Origin of the sequence: Pseudomonas sp. 02C 26 (genome assembly GCF_002843585.1) — a bacterium.
Lineage (GTDB): Bacteria > Pseudomonadota > Gammaproteobacteria > Pseudomonadales > Pseudomonadaceae > Aquipseudomonas > Aquipseudomonas shirazensis.
The window spans coordinates 2790579-2810910 of sequence record NZ_CP025262.1 but is presented as its reverse complement, the minus strand read 5'-3'; the positions used below and the strand labels follow the sequence as shown (position 1 = coordinate 2810910).

Annotated in this window: 21 protein-coding genes; 12 read left to right on the top strand and 9 right to left on the bottom strand. The window is 62.2% G+C overall.

The features are described 5' to 3' along the window. Nucleotides 1-6: 6 nt before the first annotated feature. Together CXQ80_RS12640 and CXQ80_RS12635 are read right to left on the bottom strand one after the other, a co-directional pair. Entirely contained in the window at nt 7-1161 is a 1155-nt protein-coding gene (locus CXQ80_RS12640; protein WP_101319943.1) for a cysteine desulfurase family protein, read from the bottom strand. A gap of 132 nt (nt 1162-1293) precedes the next feature. Then, nucleotides 1294-2220, bottom strand: a complete 927-nt coding sequence (locus CXQ80_RS12635) for a LysR family transcriptional regulator (RefSeq protein WP_101319940.1) — start codon at nt 2218-2220, stop codon at nt 1294-1296. Between the two features lie 139 nt (nt 2221-2359). On the opposite strand from CXQ80_RS12635, the gene CXQ80_RS12630 reads away from it, so the two are divergent. Next, nucleotides 2360-3589: an acyl-CoA dehydrogenase gene (locus CXQ80_RS12630; protein ID WP_101319938.1), complete on the top strand. Its 1230-nt coding sequence runs from the start codon at nt 2360-2362 to the stop codon at nt 3587-3589. A gap of 39 nt (nt 3590-3628) precedes the next feature. On the opposite strand, the gene CXQ80_RS12625 is transcribed toward CXQ80_RS12630, so the two are convergent. Both CXQ80_RS12625 and CXQ80_RS12620 read right to left on the bottom strand, forming a co-directional pair. Then, entirely contained in the window at nt 3629-4720 is a 1092-nt protein-coding gene (locus CXQ80_RS12625) for a TerC family protein (RefSeq protein WP_256585561.1), read from the bottom strand. A gap of 164 nt (nt 4721-4884) precedes the next feature. After that, nucleotides 4885-6192, bottom strand: coding sequence for a substrate-binding domain-containing protein (locus tag CXQ80_RS12620; protein WP_101319935.1), 1308 nt, complete (start codon nt 6190-6192; stop codon nt 4885-4887). Between the two features lie 193 nt (nt 6193-6385). Here CXQ80_RS12620 and CXQ80_RS12615 point away from each other — a divergent pair, with 193 nt between their 5' ends. The 4 genes from CXQ80_RS12615 to CXQ80_RS12600 all read left to right on the top strand — a co-directional run bounded on the left by CXQ80_RS12615 (nt 6386) and on the right by CXQ80_RS12600 (nt 8447). Next, nucleotides 6386-7270: an EamA family transporter gene (locus tag CXQ80_RS12615; RefSeq protein WP_101319933.1), complete on the top strand. Its 885-nt coding sequence runs from the start codon at nt 6386-6388 to the stop codon at nt 7268-7270. A 53-nt stretch (nt 7271-7323) separates the two neighbouring features. Next, nucleotides 7324-7644 (top strand): YbjQ family protein, encoded by a 321-nt coding sequence (locus CXQ80_RS12610; RefSeq protein WP_101319930.1) that lies wholly within the window; start codon nt 7324-7326, stop codon nt 7642-7644. Nucleotides 7645-7782: 138 nt separating this feature from the next. After that, complete coding sequence (locus tag CXQ80_RS12605) at nt 7783-7971, top strand: hypothetical protein (RefSeq protein WP_101319928.1); 189 nt, start codon at nt 7783-7785, stop codon at nt 7969-7971. A 182-nt stretch (nt 7972-8153) separates the two neighbouring features. After that, nucleotides 8154-8447, top strand: coding sequence for a hypothetical protein (locus CXQ80_RS12600; RefSeq protein ID WP_101319926.1), 294 nt, complete (start codon nt 8154-8156; stop codon nt 8445-8447). A gap of 47 nt (nt 8448-8494) precedes the next feature. Here the strand turns inward: CXQ80_RS12600 and CXQ80_RS12595 are convergent, their stop codons facing one another. Together CXQ80_RS12595 and ampC are read right to left on the bottom strand one after the other, a co-directional pair. Further along, nucleotides 8495-8824, bottom strand: coding sequence for a hypothetical protein (locus CXQ80_RS12595; protein WP_101319924.1), 330 nt, complete (start codon nt 8822-8824; stop codon nt 8495-8497). Nucleotides 8825-9120: 296 nt separating this feature from the next. Then, on the bottom strand, nt 9121-10260 hold the full coding sequence (ampC, locus tag CXQ80_RS12590) for a class C beta-lactamase (protein ID WP_101319922.1): 1140 nt from the start codon (nt 10258-10260) through the stop codon (nt 9121-9123). Nucleotides 10261-10383: 123 nt separating this feature from the next. Here ampC and CXQ80_RS12585 point away from each other — a divergent pair, with 123 nt between their 5' ends. After that, nucleotides 10384-11382: a bile acid:sodium symporter family protein gene (locus CXQ80_RS12585; protein ID WP_101319920.1), complete on the top strand. Its 999-nt coding sequence runs from the start codon at nt 10384-10386 to the stop codon at nt 11380-11382. A 34-nt stretch (nt 11383-11416) separates the two neighbouring features. Here CXQ80_RS12585 and yghU read toward each other — a convergent pair whose 3' ends face one another. Next, nucleotides 11417-12256 carry a glutathione-dependent disulfide-bond oxidoreductase gene (gene yghU, locus CXQ80_RS12580; protein ID WP_101319918.1) on the bottom strand — a complete coding sequence of 280 codons (840 nt, stop codon included), beginning with the start codon at nt 12254-12256 and terminating at the stop codon, nt 11417-11419. A gap of 261 nt (nt 12257-12517) precedes the next feature. On the opposite strand from yghU, the gene CXQ80_RS12575 reads away from it, so the two are divergent. Genes CXQ80_RS12575 through CXQ80_RS12550 form a run of 6 tightly spaced genes read left to right on the top strand, consistent with a single transcriptional unit; the run spans nt 12518 to nt 17950 of the window. Then, entirely contained in the window at nt 12518-13369 is an 852-nt protein-coding gene (locus tag CXQ80_RS12575; protein WP_101319916.1) for an STAS domain-containing protein, read from the top strand. Between the two features lie 3 nt (nt 13370-13372). Then, nucleotides 13373-13735 carry an STAS domain-containing protein gene (locus CXQ80_RS12570; protein ID WP_101319914.1) on the top strand — a complete coding sequence of 121 codons (363 nt, stop codon included), beginning with the start codon at nt 13373-13375 and terminating at the stop codon, nt 13733-13735. Further along, on the top strand, nt 13732-14136 hold the full coding sequence (locus CXQ80_RS12565; RefSeq protein WP_101319912.1) for an anti-sigma regulatory factor: 405 nt from the start codon (nt 13732-13734) through the stop codon (nt 14134-14136). Before CXQ80_RS12570 ends, CXQ80_RS12565 begins: the two co-directional genes overlap by 4 nt. Further along, the gene (locus tag CXQ80_RS12560; RefSeq protein WP_371918872.1) at nt 14127-15143 is read left to right on the top strand and encodes an ATP-binding protein; all 1017 of its coding nucleotides are present in this window, start codon (nt 14127-14129) and stop codon (nt 15141-15143) included. Before CXQ80_RS12565 ends, CXQ80_RS12560 begins: the two co-directional genes overlap by 10 nt. Beyond that, nucleotides 15136-16008: a sensor histidine kinase KdpD gene (locus CXQ80_RS12555; RefSeq protein ID WP_101319910.1), complete on the top strand. Its 873-nt coding sequence runs from the start codon at nt 15136-15138 to the stop codon at nt 16006-16008. The genes CXQ80_RS12560 and CXQ80_RS12555 overlap by 8 nt, the downstream gene beginning before the upstream one ends. Further along, nucleotides 15998-17950, top strand: a complete 1953-nt coding sequence (locus tag CXQ80_RS12550; protein ID WP_101319908.1) for a response regulator — start codon at nt 15998-16000, stop codon at nt 17948-17950. The genes CXQ80_RS12555 and CXQ80_RS12550 overlap by 11 nt, the downstream gene beginning before the upstream one ends. Before the next feature lie 33 nt (nt 17951-17983). Here CXQ80_RS12550 and CXQ80_RS12545 read toward each other — a convergent pair whose 3' ends face one another. Both CXQ80_RS12545 and CXQ80_RS12540 read right to left on the bottom strand, forming a co-directional pair. Then, nucleotides 17984-19087 (bottom strand): sigma-54-dependent Fis family transcriptional regulator, encoded by a 1104-nt coding sequence (locus CXQ80_RS12545; RefSeq protein WP_101319906.1) that lies wholly within the window; start codon nt 19085-19087, stop codon nt 17984-17986. Between the two features lie 10 nt (nt 19088-19097). Next, complete coding sequence (locus tag CXQ80_RS12540; RefSeq protein ID WP_101319904.1) at nt 19098-20315, bottom strand: acyl-CoA dehydrogenase family protein; 1218 nt, start codon at nt 20313-20315, stop codon at nt 19098-19100. Between the last annotated feature and the right edge of the window lie 17 nt (nt 20316-20332).

Sequence of the window (20332 nt, the reverse complement as noted above, 5' to 3'; positions counted from 1 at the left end):
GTGTGGTTACCAGAAGGTCGGCGCAGCGGTCGCCAGCACGCGGGTAAACACCTTGATTGCAGCATCCACATCAGTCTCTGTGGTGTAACGGCCTAGGCTGATGCGCACACTGCTGCGAGCTTGTTGATCGGTAAGGCCCAGCGCCAGCAGCACATGTGACGCAGCATTGCTGGCGGAGTTACAGGCTGAAGTCGTCGACAACGCCAACTCGCTGGCCAGCGCTGCGCTGTTGAAGCCTGGGGTGGCGATGCGCAGGTTCAGGGTGTTGGCGATGCGTTGCCGCGGGCAGCCATTGAGTGCGACACCCGGCAGCGCCAGCAGGCCGTTGAGCAGGCGTTCGCTGAGTTGATGGATGCGCTGTTGCTCGGCCTCGGCAGGTTCGCCTGCCAAGGCGAAGGCGCTGCCCATGCCGGCGATCTGGTGGGTCGCGAGGGTGCCCGAGCGCAGGCCGCCTTCATGGCCGCCACCATGCATCTGGGCACGCATCAGTGGCCGCGCTCGCGGGCCGACATACAGTGCACCGATGCCCTTCGGGCCGTAGACCTTGTGCGCTGAGAAGGACATCAGATCAACGGCCTGCTCGCGCAGATCGAGCGCGACCTTGCCGACTGCCTGGGCAGCGTCTACATGCAGTATCGCGCCATGGGCGCGAACGATCTCGCCAATCGCGGCATAGTCGGTGACGGTGCCCAGTTCGTTGTTGACCGCCATCAGCGACACCAGCCGCGTGTCGTCGTGCAGCGCCTGGCGAACCGCATCGGGCTGAATCAACCCGGCCTGATCGGGCATCAGGCGGGTCACTGCCCAGCCTTGACGCTCAAGCTCGGCCACCGTGTCGAGCACTGCCTTGTGTTCCAGCGCGCTGGTAAGCAGGTGCCCAGGCTTGTCGGCGCCATCGGCAATGCCTTTCAGGGCGAGGTTGTTGGACTCGGTGGCGCCTGAGGTCCAGACCAGCTCATCTGGCTGCGCGCCAACCCGCTCGGCGACCTGCCGGCGGGCCTGCTCGACCACGGCACGTGCCGCCTGACCATAGGCGTGACCGCTGGAGGCAGGGTTGCCGAAGTTGGCGTGGTGGCCGAGGCAGGCGAGCATGGTTTCGATAACCCGCTCATCGACGGGGGTTGTGGCGGCGTAGTCAAAGTACAGTGGGGCGCTGGGCATGATGGACTGATCCGGGCATGTCGCCTGATGGTGGCGAACGTTAGCGACATGCTATCGGTCTACAGCCAAAAACTTTTTCCCTTGTTTTCCCGCTAATCCCGGTCTGGTAGGAGAAAATTCTCCTAAAGCCTCTCAAGCAGGATCAAACATTTTTTCCTCTTCCACTACAACCCGCTCACACAGCTCGATGATCTGTTCGCGCATCCAGCGATTGGCTGGGTCCTGATCGGTGCTTTCATGCCAGTACAGGTGAGTTTCCAACGGCGGTACGTCAACCGGCAGTGGCAAGTGGCGCAGTTGATGACGGCGGGCGAAACGCTCTGGCACGGTCATTACCATGTCAGTCTGCTGCAACACCTGCGAGGCCATCAGGTAGTGTTGCGAGCGCAGCGCAACCTTGCGTTGCAGGCCCATCTTGCCCAGCGCCAGATCGACATAACCCAGGCCGTTACGCCGGCTGGAGATATGGATGTGGCTCATGCCCAGGTACTGCTCCAGCGTCAGCTTGGCCTCGGCCAGTGGGTGGCCCTGACGCATTGCGCAGACGAAGCGGTCCTGCATCAGTTTGACGTGGCGCACCTGTGGGTCGGTGTTGAGCGGCGCATCGACGGCGAAATCGAGGCGGCCAGCGGCCAGTTCCTTGGTGGTTTCGCGGCGTTTGCACAGGAAGCTTTCGATCATCACCGCCGGTGCCAGCCGGCGCAGACGCTGGAACAGCGGCGGCAGCACTACCGCTTCGGTCAGGTCGGTCATGCTGATGCGGAAGGTCTTATTGGCCTGCTGCGGATTGAAGATGCGGCTTTCCTGCACCGACACCCGCAGCAGCGCCAGCGCGTTGCGTACCGGGCCGATGATGTTCTGCGCCATCGGCGTCGGCACCATGCCTTGGGCGGTGCGCACGAACAGCGGATCGTTGAAGGTCTCGCGCAGCCGCGACAATGCGTTGGACACCGCCGGCTGGGTAATGCCGACGATCTGCCCGGCGCGGGTCAGGTTAGCTTCGGTGTAGATCGCATCGAAGACGATGAACAGATTGAGGTCAACCTTGCTGAGATTCATTGGGCGCCGCTCGACGTGGTGTTATCGCTGGATCATATATCGGTTATGAATGTTTATACACGCTGAAAATAGGCTAGGTGGATTGGCGCGCTTGTTCTAGGCTCAGGCCCATGTTCTTCATCCTGTGAAGGTAAGCCCGATGGATTTCGCCTATTCGCCCAAGGTTCAGGCCCTGCGAGAGCGCGTCACTGCGTTCATGGACCAGCATGTTTATCCTGCCGAAGCAGTATTCGACCGCCAGGTTGCCGAGGGTGACCGCTGGCAGCCGACGGCGGTGATGGAAGAGCTCAAGGCCAAGGCTCGCGCCGAAGGCCTGTGGAACCTGTTTCTGCCCGACTCGGAATACGGCGCCGGCCTGAGCAACCTTGAATACGCACCTTTGGCGGAAATAATGGGCCGCTCGCTGCTGGGGCCGGAGCCGTTCAACTGCTCGGCGCCCGATACCGGCAATATGGAAGTGCTGGTGCGCTACGCCAGCGAGGCGCAGAAACGTCAGTGGCTGGAGCCGCTGCTGCGCGGCGAGATTCGCTCGGCGTTCGCCATGACTGAGCCGGATGTTGCCTCATCCGACGCCACCAACATGGCGGCCACGGCCGTGCGTGATGGTGATCAGTGGCTGATCAACGGGCGCAAGTGGTGGACCTCCGGCGCCTGCGACCCGCGCTGCAAGGTGATGATCTTCATGGGCCTGTCCAACCCGGATGGCCAGCGCCATGAACAGCACTCGATGATTCTGGTACCCACCGACACGCCCGGGCTGAAGATCGTCCGGCCATTGCCGGTGTTCGGCTACGACGACGCCCCCCATGGCCACGCCGAAGTGCTGTTCGACAATGTACGCGTGCCCTATGAAAACGTCCTGCTGGGCGAAGGCCGCGGCTTCGAGATTGCCCAGGGGCGGCTGGGGCCGGGGCGGATTCACCACTGCATGCGTTCGGTGGGCATGGCCGAGCGCGCGCTGGAATTGATGTGCCGGCGCTCGGTCGAGCGCACGGCTTTTGGCCGGCCCCTGGCGCGGCTTGGTGGCAACATCGACAAGATCGCCGACTCGCGTATGGAGATCGACATGGCCCGCCTGCTGACGCTGAAGGCGGCTTACATGATGGACACCGTTGGCAACAAGGTCGCCCGCAGCGAGATCGCGCAGATCAAGGTGGTCGCGCCCAATGTCGCGCTGAAAGTCATCGACCGGGCAATCCAGATCCATGGCGGGGCAGGGGTCAGCGCTGATTTCCCGCTGGCCTATATGTACGCCATGCAGCGCACCCTGCGCCTGGCGGACGGGCCGGACGAGGTGCATCGGGCCGCCATCGGCAAATATGAAATCGGCAAGTATGTGCCGGCGGAGTTACTGCGCATGGGCCGCTGAGGGTGACGCGCCTGGGCAGCGCGCCGAACCTGCACTTGGCTAGCGGTTCCTCAGCGAGTCAGGATCTTCAGTGATCGCTCCCTCCTGAGTTGGGCGTGGTGTTGGCCGGTGATGAGCCACGGGGTCTGGTCCATGACCAGACTGGCCAACCGCTGTCGCGTCATTGCGGGTCTTGAGCAACGACAGCACGACCCCGCCCAGCAACAGTGCAAAGGTCACCCCCAGCGAGAGCAGCGCCGGCACCTTGCCGATGAGGCCGTGATAGAAAATCTTGCAGCCGATGAAGATCAACACCAGTGCCAGCGCGTACTTCAGATAGACGAACCGATGCATCAGGGCGGACAGCGCGAAGTACAGCGAGCGCAAGCCAAGGATGGCGAAGATGTTCGAGGTGTAGACAATGAACGGGTCTTGAGTAATGGCAAAGATCGCCGGCACGCTGTCGACGGCAAACACCAGGTCGGCCAGTTCGATCAACACCAGCGCCAGAAACAGCGGTGTGGCGTAACGCAGCGCTTTGCTTTCACCGGGCGGCGTCAGCCTGACAAAGAATTTTGCCCCGTGCACGTCGTCAGTGACGCGCATATGCCGGCGTACATACCTCAGCACCGGGTTGTTGGCCAGGTCCGGTTGGTTATCCTCCTTGGACAAAGCCATTTTCACCCCGGTAAACAGCAGGAACGCGCCGAACAGGTAGAGCACCCAGGCAAAGTTCTGCACCAGCGCAGCGCCAACGCCGATCATGATCGCGCGCAGCACCACCACCCCGAGGATGCCCCAGAACAACACGCGGTGCTGGTAGCGGCGTGGGATGGCGAAGTAGCTAAAGATCATCGCCATGACGAACACGTTGTCCATCGACAGCGATTGCTCGACCAGGAAGCCGGTGTAGAACTCCAGCGCCGACTGCGCCCCCAACTCGAACCAGACCCAGGCGCCGAACAGTACGCCCACGCTGAAATAGCCTGAATACAGCAGCAGGCTTTCACGCATTTCGATTTCGCGTTCTTTGCGGTGCAGGACGCCAAGGTCAAGCACCAGCAGCCCAACCACGATGACGACGAAAACCAGCCACAGCCAGGCGCTGGTACCGAGTACGGGAGTAGTGAGGTAGGTCTGTAGAGCTGTCATGAGCCCCTCCTTGATTGTCGACGTTGCATGGCAACAGTGATCCGACATGGCGGCGTGGCAGCCGTCAGAGGGGCCCGGTATCACATGGGTTAGAGCCTAGACCCAGATGCCAGAGCTGCCGAGTGGCAGCCTGTTACATTTCTTTGCGTGGCCATCTGCATTCCTCAATACACCCACACCTCGACCCGGCGATTGCGGTGGCGGCCTTGCTCTTGCTCGTTGCCCGCTACCGGCAGCTCGGCGCCCATACCCAGCACGTCGATGTTCTGCACGCCTTCATGGGCCAGTTCGCGGCGCACTGCCATGGCCCGCAGGCGCGAGAGCAAGGCGGCCCTGCCCGGTGTTTCCTTGGGATCGCCGAAGCCGACCAATAGCGTCCTGGTTTGCTCGTGGCCGGCCTGCTGCAGGAAGTCTGCGACGCGGTGTACGTCGCGCAGCGCTTTGCTGTCCAGGCTCGCACTGCCTTCCTGGAAGCGAAAGTTCACCGTCAGCCGACGCCCTTCCAGAGCAAGGCTGCGGTAGCGCGCTGGCATGTCTGTCTGGGTAGGGATCGGCAAAGCTTTGACTTGCTGATTGACGAAGCCTTGTTCAGCAACGATGACCTGGCCGGCCGGGCTTTGGGCAAAATCAGCCAGCGCCTGGGCCAGCGGCTGCGGACTGGCCGGCAGGTAGAAGTACAAGCGCCGCGACAGCGGATAATCTTCACTGGCAACCAGCGCGCGGCTGGGCGGCAGGGCCGGCGCATCGCCGGCAGCAATGGCCAGGACCTTGGCACCATGCACGGCCGCAAGGCTGCTGAAGCCAATCGCTTGGCGGTCGCTCTGGACTTGCTCGACCAGCGCGTCGCTGGACTCGAAGCGCCGGGCCTCGCCACTCAGTGCGCTACGTACAGGGTCGAGGACCAATGCCTTGAAGGTCTCGAAGGTGCCGGAGCGGTCATCACGCGCATACAGTCGGATAGCACCGCCCGTTACGCCCAGTTGCTCCCAGCGGGTTACCTGGCCGGCAAACACCTGGGCCAGCTGCGCTGTGGTGAGGCTGGTCAGTGGATTGTCTGGATGGACGATCACGGCGACACCGTCGAGGCCGATGACCTGCTCGGAACGGCCGCTGCGCAAGTCGCCGAACGCCTGCAACTGATCTACCTCGACGTCACTGATCGGTCGCGAGGACGCAACCAGGTCTGCCGCGCCACTGCCCAGTGCAGCGAAACCGGTACTGCTGCCGTGAGCTGCGATCAGCACGCTGAGGAGTTCGCCATCGCGACCCTGCGCCGTAATGGCGATCTCGTTGGGCACAGCCCCTGCGGAATGCTCGATCGCCGTCGCGCCCTTGCTGCGCAGCATCCCTTGAACCAGCGCAGGCCCAAGCGCAGTGCCGATCGTGTTGGAGCCCTGAATACGCAGTTGCACCGGCTCAGCCAGGCAGAGCAGTGGCAGCGACAACAGCAGGAGTGAGAGCAGACGCGGCATGCCGGAGACCTGGGGCACAGTGATGCGCCGCAGATTACGACAGTTGCATGACTGGCAGATGACGGTGCTGGCTCAGCCATGCTGCGCCAGACTGTAGCGCAACCCTGGCCTGCAACTGTGCGGGTCACGAGCGGCGAAAAACCCTTATGCTGTTACGAAATATGTCTATAACAGTTTGGATAAGGACCTGATGATGCCGCTCAAGGACCTGTTGATCGCTCTGGTGGTGATCATCATCTGGGGAGTCAATTTCGTGGTGATCAAGGTAGGCCTCGATGGCTTGCCGCCGATGCTGTTGGGCGCCTTGCGCTTCTTGCTGGTGGCGTTCCCGGCCGTACTGCTGGTGAAGCGACCGAACCTGCCGTGGCGCTGGTTGATCGCCTATGGCGCGACGATCTCCCTGGGCCAGTTCGCCTTCTTGTTCCAGGCCATGCACAGCGGCATGCCGCCTGGGCTGGCGTCGCTGATCCTGCAGTCGCAGGCGTTCTTCACCCTGGGCTTTGCCGCGCTGTTTCTCGGCGAGCGCTTGCGCCCGGCCAGTGTCCTTGGCTTGCTGGTAGCGGCAGGCGGGCTTGTATTGATCGGCAGTGAGCACAGCAGCCATGTGCCGCTGATTGCGCTGTTGCTGACGCTATGTGGCGGTGCGATGTGGGGCATGGGCAATATCATCACGCGGCGCTTTGGCTCGGTGAATCTGGTGGCGCTGGTGGTGTGGGGCGGGCTGATTCCGCCGCTGCCGTTTCTGGCCTTGTCGTGGATGCTTGAGGGCCCCGAGCGAATCAGTCAGGCGTTGACCCATATCAGCTGGAGTTCAGTGGGCGCGCTGCTGTTTCTGGCGTATGCGGCAACCATGCTTGGCTACACCCTGTGGAGCACGCTGCTGTCGCGCCATCCAGCCGGCAAGGTTGCGCCGTTTTCATTGTTAGTGCCGGTAATTGGCCTGAGCTCATCGGCGTGGTTGCTGGGTGAGCGGCTCAGCGCTATTCAGGGCTGGGGCGCGCTGCTGGTAATGGTCGGCTTGTTGATCAATGTGTTTGGCAGTCGGCTGAGCCAGCGCCTGCGCGCGGCGCTTTGCTAAGATCGCTTCTTTTGCCCCGGCCATGCAGGCCGGGCAGCAGCAGGAGTATGTGCATGATCATCTCTACCACCAGCCAACTCGATGGCCGTCCGATTGGTGAATACCTGGGCTTGGTCAGCGCCGAATCGGTGCAGGGGATCAACTTCGTCCGCGATTTCTTTGCGCGCTTTCGGGATTTCTTCGGGGGGCGTTCGCAGACCCTTGAAAGTGCATTGAAGCAAGCCCGCGAGCAGGCTACCGCTGAGTTGATCGCCCGCGCGCGGCAGATGAATGCCGATGCAGTGGTTGGCGTGGACTTCGAAATCAGCATGCCCTCGGTGCAGGGTGGCATGGTGGTGGTGTTCGCCACGGGCACTGCAGTCAGGCTCAGATAAGGCCAAGTGCCACTGGTCAGTTATGGGCTTTTCGCCCGAGCAGTCCGAGAATGACCGGCTAGTCTCAGTTCAACAGCCGGGCTTTATCGGGCAAGCGAGGGGCTTGCCGGCGCGGTTAACTGTGCAGGGAGTTGGGCGATGAGCGAAGCTTTTGTCGAAGACCTTAATGACGTGTTTCCGATCAACAATCAGGTGCGCTGCGGGCAAGCGGCGTTTCGCCTGGGTTTTGCCCATATGACCCTGGATGACTCCGAGCAGATGCAGCCGGTGGCGTTGCAGCGCTGCAAGAAAGGGCGTTTCACCCCGCGGATTCCGGCGCGCAAGTAAAACAGTGTCATTGGCACCGTGCAGCGGTCCCAAACCAGGAAGGCCTACAGGATTTACGCCCAACGGCACACTTATGATGAGCTTTGTTGATTCTGCGCAAGTTAACAGTGAGTTGCACTCGCAGATGTAACAATGCTGTGGTCTGCTTGCGCTGCACTTTCAGAAAAGGAGGATTGACTGCAATGCGCATCAGGGAAGAAGCCTACCGGCATTGGGCCCAGTCACCGCTGCCCAGCCGCAGCCATGAAGAACAACTCAGCGACGGTATTACCATTGACGTGCAGGTCCGCCTGTCACGGCTTGGCGCCACGCAGATGTTCATCGGCATGTACAGCGACAACGGCACAGCATTGCTGGAAGAGTACTATCCGACACGGCCCGGCGAGACGACTACGCGGGCGATGGTGTGGGGTGTCAATCGGGCGCGGGCCATGAGCCTTGACGCTGCGCCGCAGCCGCAGCGGCTACGCGCATGAAAAAGCCCGGCCTTTGCAGGCCGGGCTCAACACCACAGTGAGGCCGCTCAGTTCAGTGGCTCGATCACCTTGGCTGCTTGCCGCTCACGGGCGGCAGGCCATTCCTGTTGCAGCGTTTCCAGCACGCGGCCAACGAACTCGGTGTCGGCTGCAGCCTTTTTGCCAACAAAGCCCTGGCCGCGGCGGTAGACCCTGAAGCTGGCGCAGGTGCTGGGCAGGTGCGCTGCAAATTCGTCTTCAAGGCTGTTCGGCGGCAGACGATCAAGGCGAACCTCGCCAGTCTGGCTGATCCACAGCAGGTGATCATCAAGGCTGTCCTTGCGTGCAGCGAACAGCTCGGCCAATTGGTCAACAGTCGGTTTGTCGTTCAAATTCATGTTCATCATAAAGCCCCTATTACCCGTCGTTTAGTGATTTCACACTTGGCGCTCTACAGATGTAGCGCGCTACCAAGGCTGCTACCGCAGCATTGCAACAGGGGCTTTTCACATGCTGCCTTTTGGACAGTTCCCTCTCCACGAACGACTTGCGTTACCGCGCAAGCCGTCTGGAATACCCTTGCCACCGCTCCCGATCAGGGAGACGGCTTAATCATGCCCAACGCCGATCAACGGCGTCAACAGTTTTGTAGTGAATATTTTCCCTCACTACATAATGTCCGACAATCCATCAGTCACTGCCCGGAAAGGATCTGGTAGGCCGCTTCGACACGGGCTTCATTGGGGTAATTGCGGTTGGCCAGCAGGGCGATACCCAGGCCTTTGCTGGGGATAAATGCAACGTAGGCACCGAAGCCATTGGTTGACCCTGTCTTGTTGTACCAAGCGCTAGCGTCGGCGGGGCTGGCCGGGCTCAAGCGGGTTACAGCCTGCGGCTCGCGGACCATACCGGCACCGTTGCCCGCGAGTAGTGTGGGCAGAGTCACGGGATGAGGGTAGCGCTCCCAACCAAGGCCCTGAGTCATGCGGCCCACCTGAAAGTAACCTTGGTGGGTGAGGGCGATGGCTTGCTTGAGTGGTGCAGTCAATTGCTCGGGCTGTACCTGCACGCGCACATAGCGCAGCGCGTCGACGATCGTCGTCTTGATGCCGTAGGCCTCATCAGCGAAGGCGCCGGGCGTGACCCGTACTGGCCGCTGCTGCGCGTCATAACCCTGGGCGTACTGGCTTTGTGCGCTGGCAGGCACCTGCAGGTAGGTGTGGTTGAGGCCAAGCTTTGGCAGCAGCGACTCTTCCATCAACTTCGCGAAGGGCAGCTTCTGCGCGCGCGCTGCCAGGTCGCCAAACAAGCCGAGGCTGGGGTTGGAATAGCAGCGCTGCGTGCCTGGCGCAGCCTTGCGTTGCCATTGCTGGAGGAACACCAGCGCCTGGGCGTCGCTCTCGACGTCATCCGGGAACTGTAATGGCAGGCAGTCGGCGCTATACGCGCCCAGCTCCAGCAGGGTGGCCTGGCCCAAGGCCGTGTTGCTCAGCGCAGGTTGATAGCGGCTGGCTGGCGCGGCCAGATCGACTTTACCCTCGGCACTGGCCAGCGCCACCAGTGTCGCTGTGTAAGTCTTGCTCAACGACCCGACTTCAAACAGGGTCTCGCGGCTTACCGGCTGGTGGTCGACCTTGTTAGCTTCGCCATAGGTAAAGATATGTTCTCGGCCATCGGCGAACACAGCAACTGCCATGCCTGGGATCGCGTGTTTTTCCATCAACGGTTTGACCACGGCATCGACCCGAGATTGCAGATCATCAGCAAGGCTGTGCGTACTGGCCAGCGAGCAGGTGAGGCCAAGCAGGGTGAGAAGTGTGCGGGAAGTGAGCATGGGATTCCTGTCTTCAGCGTATGCGGTGTCCGTTGCGCGACACTGGCGGGCGTTCCAGCGTTAGCGCAGATAAGCCGCAGACCTTATCGTCGTGCGCTGCACGATGACAACAAGGAATGAGTAATGAAGTACCTCCGCATGCTGTTCGACAACTTCACCCTGGCCCTGCTCGGCGTGGTGCTGATCGCTACGCTGCTGCCGTGCTCGGGCCAGGGTGCAGTGGTGTTCGGCTGGTTGACCAACCTGGCTATCGGCCTGCTGTTCTTCCTGCATGGGGCCAAGCTGTCGCGCGAGGCAATCATCAAGGGTGCTGGCCACTGGCGTCTGCACCTGCTGGTGTTCTCCTGCACCTTCGTCCTGTTTCCGCTGCTGGGGCTGGCGTTCAAGCCGCTGTTCGTGCCGTTGGTAGGCAACGAGCTGTACCTGGGCGTGCTCTATTTGTGTGCCTTGCCGGCCACGGTGCAATCGGCAATCGCCTTTACCTCGCTGGCGCGCGGCAACGTCCCGGCAGCGATCTGCAGCGCAGCGGCTTCAAGCCTGTTGGGGATCTTCCTCACCCCGCTGCTGGTGATGCTGCTGCTGGGTGCCGACGGCAATACCGGCTCGGGCCTGGACGCGGTGCTGAAAATCACCCTGCAGTTGTTGGTGCCATTCGTGGCCGGCCAGATCGCCCGGCGCTGGATCGGCGACTGGGTCAAGCGCAACGCGCGCTGGCTGAAGATCGTCGATCAGGGCTCGATTCTGCTGGTGGTCTACACCGCGTTCAGTGAAGCGGTTGTCACCGGGCTCTGGCACACCGTGTCGCCACAACATCTGGCCGGCCTGTTCGCCGTGTGCGGGATACTGCTGGCGGTAGTGCTGTTGGGCGTGCGGGTGCTCGGCCGAGCGCTCGGCTTCAGTGTCGAAGACCGCATCACCATTTTGTTTGCTGGCTCGAAGAAAAGCCTGGCTACCGGTGTGCCCATGGCGCAGGTGCTGTTCGTCGGTAGCGGGATCGGCGCGATGATCCTGCCGTTGATGCTGTTCCATCAAATTCAATTGATGGTCTGTGCAGTGCTGGCCCAGCGTTATGCCAGCCGCAAGGAAGAGGTCGAGGGCGAAGCAGCTTCGTCCTCAACGTAACTGGCCGGGGCGCAGCCCCGGCACGGGTTACTGGTTAATCCAGGTCTTGCGCAGAGTGACGCTGTGCAACCTGCGTGGCCTCATCGCCCCAGGTGCGGTTGACCCGCGTGCCGCGTTGTACTGCCGGGCGCTGGGCAATTGCTTCGGCCCAGCGTTGCACGTTGGGGTATTCCTCGACGGCGAGGAACTGCGCCGCGTCATACAGGTTGCCGCGCACCAACTGGCCGTACCAGGGCCATACGGCGATGTCGGCGATACTGTACTCGTCACCGCCCAGATAAGGGCTTTCGGCCAGGCGCCGCTCAAGGACATCCAGCTGGCGCTTGGCTTCCATGGTGAAGCGGTTGATGGCGTACTCGATCTTCTCCGGCGCATACACATAGAAGTGGCCGAAGCCGCCGCCCAAGTAGGGTGCTGCGCCCATCTGCCAGAACAGCCAGTTGAGTGTCTCGGTTCGTGCGGCTGGGGCGCTCGGCAGCAGCGCACCGAACTTCTCTGCCAGATACAGCAGGATCGAGCCCGATTCAAACACCCGCACCGGTGGCTGTTGGCTGCAGTCAAGCAGTGCCGGGATCTTCGAGTTGGGGTTGACCGCCACAAAACCGCTGGAAAATTGCTCGCCCTCGCCAATACGGATCAGCCAGGCGTCGTACTCGGCGCCGCTATGGCCGAGTGCCAATAATTCTTCAAGGAGAATGGTCACCTTGACGCCGTTGGGCGTCGCCAGCGAGTACAACTGCAGCGGCTGTTTGCCCTGTGGCAAGGCCTGCTCGTGGGTGGCGCCTGCCACCGGACGGTTGGTGCTGGAGAACTTGCCGGCCTTGGCGGGCTCGTTGCGCCAGACCTTGGGCGGTACGTACTGTGAGTCGCTCACAAAGAACTCTCCTAGAATGCGCGGTTTCTGTTAAAAAGCTCACCTATAGATCTATGCCACGGCGGTGTCGTTCAGGGCAAGTGGCTTGTCGGCATGGCGTGCTGGCCCATGAATGGCAAACATGGCCTAGAGTTAGCTGCAGCGCAGCGGGCATGCGAGCGATTTATTGCAGTTTTTCTCAACTATTCATATCCGCGGATGTCATTCAATGCGATGTGAATGATCGATGGCATCTCAGCAAGTTTTCGGAGTTAACCGCATATGGCAGCACTGCAAGGCAGCACCCTGGAAGCGATCGTCGGCAATCAGCCAAAGTTGCTCAATGATTGGCAGACAGCGCTTGAAGCCAGCGGCGCTTCGCGTAACGTCAAAGAGCAGGACCTGCGTCAGCAAACCCGTGAGTTTCTGCAACTGATCGTAGATGGCTTGCGCCATGAGGGCAGTGACAACCCAGCGGCTGCGGGCTGGGAAGAAACCCGCCGCTTCCTCGACAAACTCTCCGCCAGCCGTGCCCAGCTCGGCCAGGAGTCGCATCAGACTGCCTCGTTCATCTTTTCGCTGAAAGGCCCGCTGTTTGCGCTGCTGCAAACCCAGTACCGCGATCAGCCAGCCGAGCTTGCCGAACAGCTGTGGCAAATTTCCGAGCTGTTCGATGCGTTTGGCCTGCACACCATCCGCACCTATCAAAAGACCCGTGAAGGAGTGATCAAGCGCCAGCAGGAAGAGCTGCTCGAGCTGTCCACTCCAGTGGTCAAACTATGGGAAGGCGTGCTCGCGCTGCCATTGATCGGCACACTCGACTCGCACCGCAGCCAGACCGTCATGGAGTCGCTGCTGCAGCGCATTGTCGATACCGGTTCGGAAATCGCCATCATCGACATCACCGGCGTGCCGACCGTGGACACCCTGGTTGCTCAGCACCTGCTCAAGACCGTCACCGCAATCCGCCTGATGGGCGCTGATTGCATCATCAGTGGCGTGCGCCCGCAGATCGCCCAGACCATCGTGCACCTGGGCCTGGACCTGGGCACCCTGACCACCAAGTCGAACCTGGCCGATGCACTGAAACTCGCGCTCAAGCGCCTGGGCACCGACATCGGCGAGCGGGCATAAACGATGGAGCGTATCCCGATCCTGCAGATGGGCCAGTTTTTGCTGGTGACCATCCAGGTAGACATGCATGACGAACTGGCGCTGCGCCTGCAGGATGACCTGACCAGCCGCATCGACCAGACCAACGCCCGCGGTGTGCTGATCGATATCTCGGCGCTGGACATGGTCGATTCGTTCATCGGCCGCATGATCGCCACCATTTCCGGCCTGTCGCGCATTCTTGATGCCGAGACGGTGCTGGTGGGCATGCAGCCTGCCGTGGCCATCACCCTGGTCGAACTGGGGCTGACCTTGCCCGGTGTCAGTACGGCACTGAACGTTGATCGCGGCATGCACCTGCTGCGCCAGCGGGTAGGCCAGTCATGAACGTCCGCGATAGCGGCAGTCAACCGGTACGCATCGAGCAGGATGTGGTGCTTGCGCGGCAACTGGCGCGCAAGCTGGCCAGCGAATGCGGCATGCGCCTGGTCGACCTGACCAAGATGGTCACCGCCGTCAGCGAGCTGGCGCGTAACACCGTGGTGTATGGCGGTGGCGGCGACATGGACTGGGAGATCATCGACGGCCTTGGCCGGGTGGGTCTGCGTCTGGTGTTTCGTGACGAAGGCCCGGGTATCCCCGATACCAAGCTGGCCCTGACCGACGGCTGGACCTCTGGCAACGGCATGGGCCTGGGCCTGACGGGGGCGCGCCGGTTGGTCGACGAATTCGAGTTGGATACCGCCCCAGGGCAAGGCACTCGGGTGACCATAACTCGATGGACATGACTTTTGCGGCCAGCCTGACCCAGGTGTTGACGCTCGATGACAGCAGCCAGGTGGGTCATGCCCGGCGTACCGTGCAAAAGCTTGCCGAAGACCACGGTTTTGATCAGGCCGACGCAGGCCGTGCGGCGCTGGTTGCCACTGAGCTTGCCAGCAATGTGCTCAAGCATGCCGAACGCGGCGAACTGCACCTGCGTGTTTTGCCGCATGGCGCGGCACATGCACTCGAGATCTTGGCCATCGACCGAGGCCCTGGCTTTGACGTGCATGCCTGCCTGACGGACAGATATTCCACAGCCGGTACCCAAGGCATCGGCCTTGGCGCTGTCAGCCGCCAGGCGCAGGTGTTCGACGTGTATGCGGACGAGCGCGGCGCGGCAGTGCTGGCGCGTTTGCATCGTCGCGATGTCAAGGGCGCTGACGTACGCATCGGCGTCAGTCAGCATTCATTGCATAACGATCCAGCCTGTGGCGACACCTGGTATGTCACCCGCGATCAGCAGCGCCTGAGTGCCCTGGTGGTCGATGGCCTCGGTCATGGCAGCGAGGCTGCCTCTGCCGCCATGGCGGGCGCTACGGAATTTGCTCGGACCCCATTCAGCGAGCCCGAACAGTTGCTCGCCGAAATGCACAACGCCATGGGCGGCACCCGCGGCGGCGCGGCGGCGATTGCCCAGTATGACGCTGCAGCGGACAACCTGGCCTTTATCGGTATCGGCAACATCGGTGCGACGCTGGTAGGCGGCGAACGTCCGCGCGGGCTGACCTCGTATCCCGGCATCGTCGGCGGTCAATACCGCAAGGGTCAGGTGTTCAACTACGCTCAGGTACAGGGAAATCTGTTGATCATGTACAGCGACGGGCTGCAATCGCGTTGGAACCTGCAAGCCTATCCGGGCCTGGCCCCGCGCCACCCGGCGATCATCGCTGGAATTCTGCACCGGGATTTTTGCCGCGGTCGTGATGATGTCACCGTATTGGTCATTGACCTGGAGGCTGCTTATGCCTGAACAGATTCCCGGTTCGGCCGAGCAGGCCGCCCTCATCAGCCGCTTGCAAGCCGACAACGAAGCGTTGCGCGATGAGCTTGAAGAGACCAATCAGGGCGTGCTCGCACTGTATGCCGAGCTGGACGTGCAGGCTGAGCAATTGCGCCAGGCATCCGACCTCAAGAGCCGCTTCCTGGCCTACATGAGCCACGAATTCCGTACGCCGCTGGGCTCGATCCTGAGCATCACCAGCCTGCTCGCTGACGAAATCGACGGGCCGCTGAGCAAGGAACAGCAGTTGCAGGTGGGATTTATCAGCTCGGCAACCCGCGAGCTCAGCGACATGGTCGACGACTTGCTCGACCTGGCCAAGATCGAGGCCGGGCGGATCAATATCTCGCCAGCCTGGTTCGATATGCTCGACCTGTTCGCCGCCTTGCGCGGGATGTTCCGGCCGATCGTCGACATGGGCGCGGTCGACCTGATCTTCGAGGAGCCGCAAGGCTTGCCGCAGCTGTATACCGATGACAAGAAGCTGGCGCAGATCCTGCGCAACTTCATTGCCAACGCCCTGAAATTCACCTTGCGTGGCGAGATCCGCGTGTCGGCCCGTCTGCACGGTAATGACCGCGTCCGCTTTGCCGTCAGTGATTCGGGTATCGGTATTGCCCCGGAACTGCTCGGCGCCCTGTTCGAAGATTTCGCCCAGGTCGACTCGCCTTTGCAGAAACGCCTGCGCGGGACTGGCTTGGGCCTGTCCTTGTGTAAACGCTTCGCTGCGCTGTTGGGCGGAGAAGTGGGCGTAGAAAGTGAACCCGGGGTCGGCTCGACGTTCTTTGTAATCATCCCGCTTGCCATCGCCCAGGAGAGCGCCGATGAGCTCTGAGATCCGCCTGCTGATCGTCGACGACAACGCCACCACGCGCTACGCGCTGCGTCGGCGGCTGGCCCTGCACGGCTATCAGGTACTCGAGGCAGGCACTGGCGGCGACGGCCTGGAGATGATCCGCAATGAACAGATCGATGCGCTGATCCTGGATGTGAACCTGCCGGACATGAGCGGTTTCGATGTCGTACGCCTGTTGCGCGCCGATCCCGAGACAGCGCTGCTGCCGGTGATCCATGTCTCGGCTGCGTCGATCCTGACCGGAGACATCATTACCGGTCTTGAGGCCGGAGCCGATGCCTACCTGGTGCACCCGGTCGACCCGGATGTGCTGCAGGCGACTCTGCGCACCTTGCTGCGGGTGCGTGACACCGAGCGTGCACTGCGTGACAGCGAGGCGCGTTTTCGCGAGATCTTCAGCAACGTGTCGGCGCCGATTGCGGTGCTGGATGCCCAGTTCAAAGTGCATGAGTGCAACCATGCATTCGCTCAGCTGATTCAGGATAATCAGCAGCCTGAAGTGCTGCTGGAATGCTTCACCCCGGGCCAGGAACTGGCCCTGGCTGCCTTGCGTCAGCACCTGGCAGACGGCGAGCGCTGGCGCGGTACCTTGGGCATGACGGTGAAAGGCCAGTTGCGCGACACCGACTGGCAGTTGTCGCCATACCGCACGCCGGGCCTGTGCCTGGTATTTGTCGAAGACGTTACCGAGCATCGCCATCGCGAGCGCTCGCACCTGGCCAAGCTCGACGATGCCAACATTCAGCTGGCCCGCGAGATGGCCCAGCGCGCGCGCACCGAGGCGCAGCTGCTGCAGTTGCAGAAAATGGACGCCCTGGGCAGCCTGACTGGCGGTATCGCCCACGACTTCAACAACCTGCTCACCGGGATCATCACCAGCCTGGAGTTGATCCGTAAACGCGTCGGCGAGAACCGCCTCGAGAAAGTCCCCCATTATGCTGATGCCGCGCTGAGCTCGGCGATGAGCGCGGCCTCGCTGACTCATCGTCTGCTGGCCTTCGCTCGGCAGCAGCCGCTGGATACCCACCCGGTCGACGTCAACGAGCGCATACGTTCGCTGCAAGAGCTGCTGACCCGCACCATCGGTGAACGCATCGATCTGCAGTTGCAACTGAGCGAGTGCCCGGCGACCGCGCTGGTCGACCCGGTGCAACTGGAAAGCGCCGTGCTCAACCTGGTGATCAACGCCCGCGATGCGTTGATCAAAGGCGGGCATATCTGGGTCACTACTTCAGCAGTCGTGGCCCGCGCCGACCCCAATCTTCAGGATGGCGCTTACATCGCCGTAACGGTGCGCGATGACGGCAGTGGCATCGCCCCGGACGTGCTGGAGAAGGTCTTCGATCCGTTCTTCACCACCAAACCGCTGGGCCAGGGCACCGGCCTTGGCCTGTCGACCATCTACGGCTTCGCTCGTCAGTCTGGTGGGCATGTTGCGTTGCGCAGCGTGCAGGGACAGGGCACAGAAGTGACCTTGCTTCTGCCTGCGAGCAATCGCGAGGCGGTCAGTGAAGCACTGGTTGCCCACGTCGATCAAAGAGGCGCAGGTGAGCATGTGCTGATCGTCGAAGACATGGCTTCGGTGCGCCTGTCGGTGGCTGAGGTGATGGCCGACGCCGGTTACCGCTACACGCTGGCGGAAACCATCGAGCAGGCGCTGGACCATCTGCGCAACGACAGCAGTATCGAACTGCTGCTCACCGATGTCGGTCTGCCAGGCATCAGCGGTCGCGAGCTGGCTGATATGGCCCGGGTTTATCGGCCAGGCTTACCGGTGCTGTTCATGACCGGCTACGCCGAAACCGCGCTGGATCGGCAGGCGTTTCTCGGCTCGGGCATGGATATGCTGATCAAGCCGTTCCAGATTGGCGAGCTGCTGGCCAAGGTCTGTCGTTCACTCGGGCGGGTCAGCCCAGACTGACCCTGGCTGCAGCCTGGCGGGCCGGGCTGCAGGTCAGATGGACAAACCCACCACACGGCTATGCACGCTTTCCTCCTGATTGCGGCGCTTGTTCACCACCAGTTCGCCAATCGCGATCAAGCGGGTGCGCGTGACATTGCGCGACAGCCCCAGCAACTGCGCGGTATGCACCTGGTTGTAGTGACAGAAGTGATACGCCGAACGCAGCAGGGCGTTCTCGACTTTCTCGAACAACTCACCGGAGTGCTCCTCAAACAGCCGGCTGAACGCTTGCTCCAGCAGTTCTTCTGCCGAACCACCATGGCTGGCGGCGGCATCCTCCTGGCGCTCCAGGCGCAGGTTGGACATGCGCAGATCCTGCGCCTGGATTTCACCGTTGCCGCAGGTCAGCAGGCTGTGATGGATGACGTTTTCCAGCTCGCGAATATTGCCCGGCCAGCTGTATTCGACCAGCTTGGCCTGCGCGCGTGGGCTGAGCTCGACCGGGCCATAACCCAAGCGCTCGCTGTAGCGGCGGATGAAATGGCGCACCAGCGGCATGATATCGCCGGGGCGATCACGTAGCGGGTGCAGCGACAGCGTCACTACGCTCAGGCGGTAGTACAGGTCTTCGCGAAAATGCCCGGCATTGATGGCTTTTTCCAGCTGCACGTTGGTCGCTGCCAGCACCCGCACATTGATCGGGATGCTCTTGCGCGAGCCTAGCCTGACCACCTCGCGCTCCTGCAACACGCGCAGCAGCTTGACCTGAATCGGCAAGGGCAGGTCGCCGATCTCGTCGAGAAACAGCGTGCCGCCGTTGGCTTCCTCGAACCAGCCGGCCTTGGCGGCGAGCGCGCCGGTAAAGGCGCCTTTCTCGTGGCCGAACAACTCGGCCTCGACCAGCGACTCGGAAAACGCCCCGCAGTTGACCGCGATGAACGGCCCGTTGCGGCGCCCGCTGAGGTCGTGGATATGGCGCGCCACCAGCTCCTTGCCCGTGCCGGTCTCGCCGATGATCAGCACGCTGGCCTCACTTGGCGCAACCTGTTGCAAGTGGGCCAGCAGCGCCTGCGAACGGGGGTCTTCGAAGACCTGCGCGGTCGCCCGGATCGAGGTGGCCAGTGACGGTGACGGGGGGAGGGTGAGCAATTGCATGGGCGTGCCTTTAGGAATAGAAGGACGGGACAGGGCGCTTACCGTTGAGGGCCCACTCGCCGAGCTCGTGGATGCGGTAATCCACGGGGTCGTGCAGGGTTTGCGTGCGCAGGTTGCGCCAATGCCGGTCGAAGCGCAGTGAGGCATGGGTGGCGCGGGCACCGGTGACTTCGAACAGGCGGTTGCAGATATCCAGGCCGTGGCGGGTTGCCGCGACCTTGGCCGTGCCGATGGCCAGGGCGAGGTCGCCGCGTTGCTCTGCACTCAACGCATGCTCCTGCTGCCAGGCAGCATCGAGCTGGTCGGCGGCGCGCTCGATCAGCAAACGCACGCTTTCCAGGCCGACCCAGAACTCGCCGTAATGGCGCAGCACATAAGGGTCTTCGCTGACCTGTGCCGCGCTGGAGCGGAACCAGGGGCGGCTTTCCTTGAGGCTGTACTGGCGGGCTTCGGCAAAGGCGCCTTCGGCGATGCCGAGGAACAGGTTGGCGAAGTGCAACTGAGCGATCAGCGGGCGCAAGGCGGCGAATGGCGTGCTCAGCGGGCCTGGATCGAGCAGTAGTTCGTCCTGCTCGACCCGCACCCGTTCGAAGGTGGCACTGCCGCTGTCGGTCTGGCGTTGGCCAATGTTGTTCCAGTCGTTGTGCAGGCTGATGCCGGTGCGGGCGCTGGGGATGGCCGCGATCAATAGCTTGCCGCCGGCACGTTCGTCCACGGCCGAGGCGATCAGCATCTCTGAATCGCTGGCGCCGGAACAGAAGCTCTTTTGCCCGGAGAACTCGCACCAGCCGTCGAAGTGCTTGACCACGGTGCGGGTGTCCAGAGGGTTGAGGGCGTTGCCCCAGAACCAATGCTTGCGCGCCGTCTGCTCGAACCATGGTTGCCATTGCTCGGGCCGCGAGAACAGGCGCACGGTGGCCAGCATCAAGTGATGAAAACCGAACACATGGGCAATCGAGCTATCGACCCGGGCGAATTCGCGCACCACTTCGAGCGTTTCGCGCCAGTTGGCGCCCTGGCCGCCATAGGCGGTGGGGATGGTCAGCGCGAGCAGGCCACTGCTGCGCAGGGCGTCACGCTCGCGCTTGGGCGTGCCGCCGCGTTCGTCGCGCTCGACTGCGGTTTGAGCAAACTGCTCAGCCAGCTCGCGGGCAATGCCAAGGGCCGAGGAGCGAGCGGGGCGGGCAATACCGCCGGCCAGGGCAGCGTTGTCGAGCGGGTTGCTCATGGGCGAGTCTCCAGGTC

Excerpts from the sequence above, each read along its gene's own strand:
- CXQ80_RS12640 (WP_101319943.1), bottom strand. The coding sequence starts at position 1,161 with ATGCCCAGCGCCCCACTGTACTTTGACTACGCCGCCACAACCCCCGTC.
- CXQ80_RS12635 (WP_101319940.1), bottom strand. The coding sequence starts at position 2,220 with ATGAATCTCAGCAAGGTTGACCTCAATCTGTTCATCGTCTTCGATGCG.
- CXQ80_RS12630 (WP_101319938.1), top strand. The coding sequence starts at position 2,360 with ATGGATTTCGCCTATTCGCCCAAGGTTCAGGCCCTGCGAGAGCGCGTC.
- CXQ80_RS12625 (WP_256585561.1), bottom strand. The coding sequence starts at position 4,720 with ATGACAGCTCTACAGACCTACCTCACTACTCCCGTACTCGGTACCAGC.
- CXQ80_RS12620 (WP_101319935.1), bottom strand. The coding sequence starts at position 6,192 with ATGCCGCGTCTGCTCTCACTCCTGCTGTTGTCGCTGCCACTGCTCTGC.
- CXQ80_RS12615 (WP_101319933.1), top strand. The coding sequence starts at position 6,386 with ATGCCGCTCAAGGACCTGTTGATCGCTCTGGTGGTGATCATCATCTGG.
- CXQ80_RS12610 (WP_101319930.1), top strand. The coding sequence starts at position 7,324 with ATGATCATCTCTACCACCAGCCAACTCGATGGCCGTCCGATTGGTGAA.
- CXQ80_RS12605 (WP_101319928.1), top strand. The coding sequence starts at position 7,783 with ATGAGCGAAGCTTTTGTCGAAGACCTTAATGACGTGTTTCCGATCAAC.
- CXQ80_RS12600 (WP_101319926.1), top strand. The coding sequence starts at position 8,154 with ATGCGCATCAGGGAAGAAGCCTACCGGCATTGGGCCCAGTCACCGCTG.
- CXQ80_RS12595 (WP_101319924.1), bottom strand. The coding sequence starts at position 8,824 with ATGAATTTGAACGACAAACCGACTGTTGACCAATTGGCCGAGCTGTTC.
- ampC (WP_101319922.1), bottom strand. The coding sequence starts at position 10,260 with ATGCTCACTTCCCGCACACTTCTCACCCTGCTTGGCCTCACCTGCTCG.
- CXQ80_RS12585 (WP_101319920.1), top strand. The coding sequence starts at position 10,384 with ATGAAGTACCTCCGCATGCTGTTCGACAACTTCACCCTGGCCCTGCTC.
- CXQ80_RS12575 (WP_101319916.1), top strand. The coding sequence starts at position 12,518 with ATGGCAGCACTGCAAGGCAGCACCCTGGAAGCGATCGTCGGCAATCAG.
- CXQ80_RS12570 (WP_101319914.1), top strand. The coding sequence starts at position 13,373 with ATGGAGCGTATCCCGATCCTGCAGATGGGCCAGTTTTTGCTGGTGACC.
- CXQ80_RS12565 (WP_101319912.1), top strand. The coding sequence starts at position 13,732 with ATGAACGTCCGCGATAGCGGCAGTCAACCGGTACGCATCGAGCAGGAT.
- CXQ80_RS12560 (WP_371918872.1), top strand. The coding sequence starts at position 14,127 with ATGGACATGACTTTTGCGGCCAGCCTGACCCAGGTGTTGACGCTCGAT.
- CXQ80_RS12555 (WP_101319910.1), top strand. The coding sequence starts at position 15,136 with ATGCCTGAACAGATTCCCGGTTCGGCCGAGCAGGCCGCCCTCATCAGC.
- CXQ80_RS12550 (WP_101319908.1), top strand. The coding sequence starts at position 15,998 with ATGAGCTCTGAGATCCGCCTGCTGATCGTCGACGACAACGCCACCACG.
- CXQ80_RS12545 (WP_101319906.1), bottom strand. The coding sequence starts at position 19,087 with ATGCAATTGCTCACCCTCCCCCCGTCACCGTCACTGGCCACCTCGATC.
- CXQ80_RS12540 (WP_101319904.1), bottom strand. The coding sequence starts at position 20,315 with ATGAGCAACCCGCTCGACAACGCTGCCCTGGCCGGCGGTATTGCCCGC.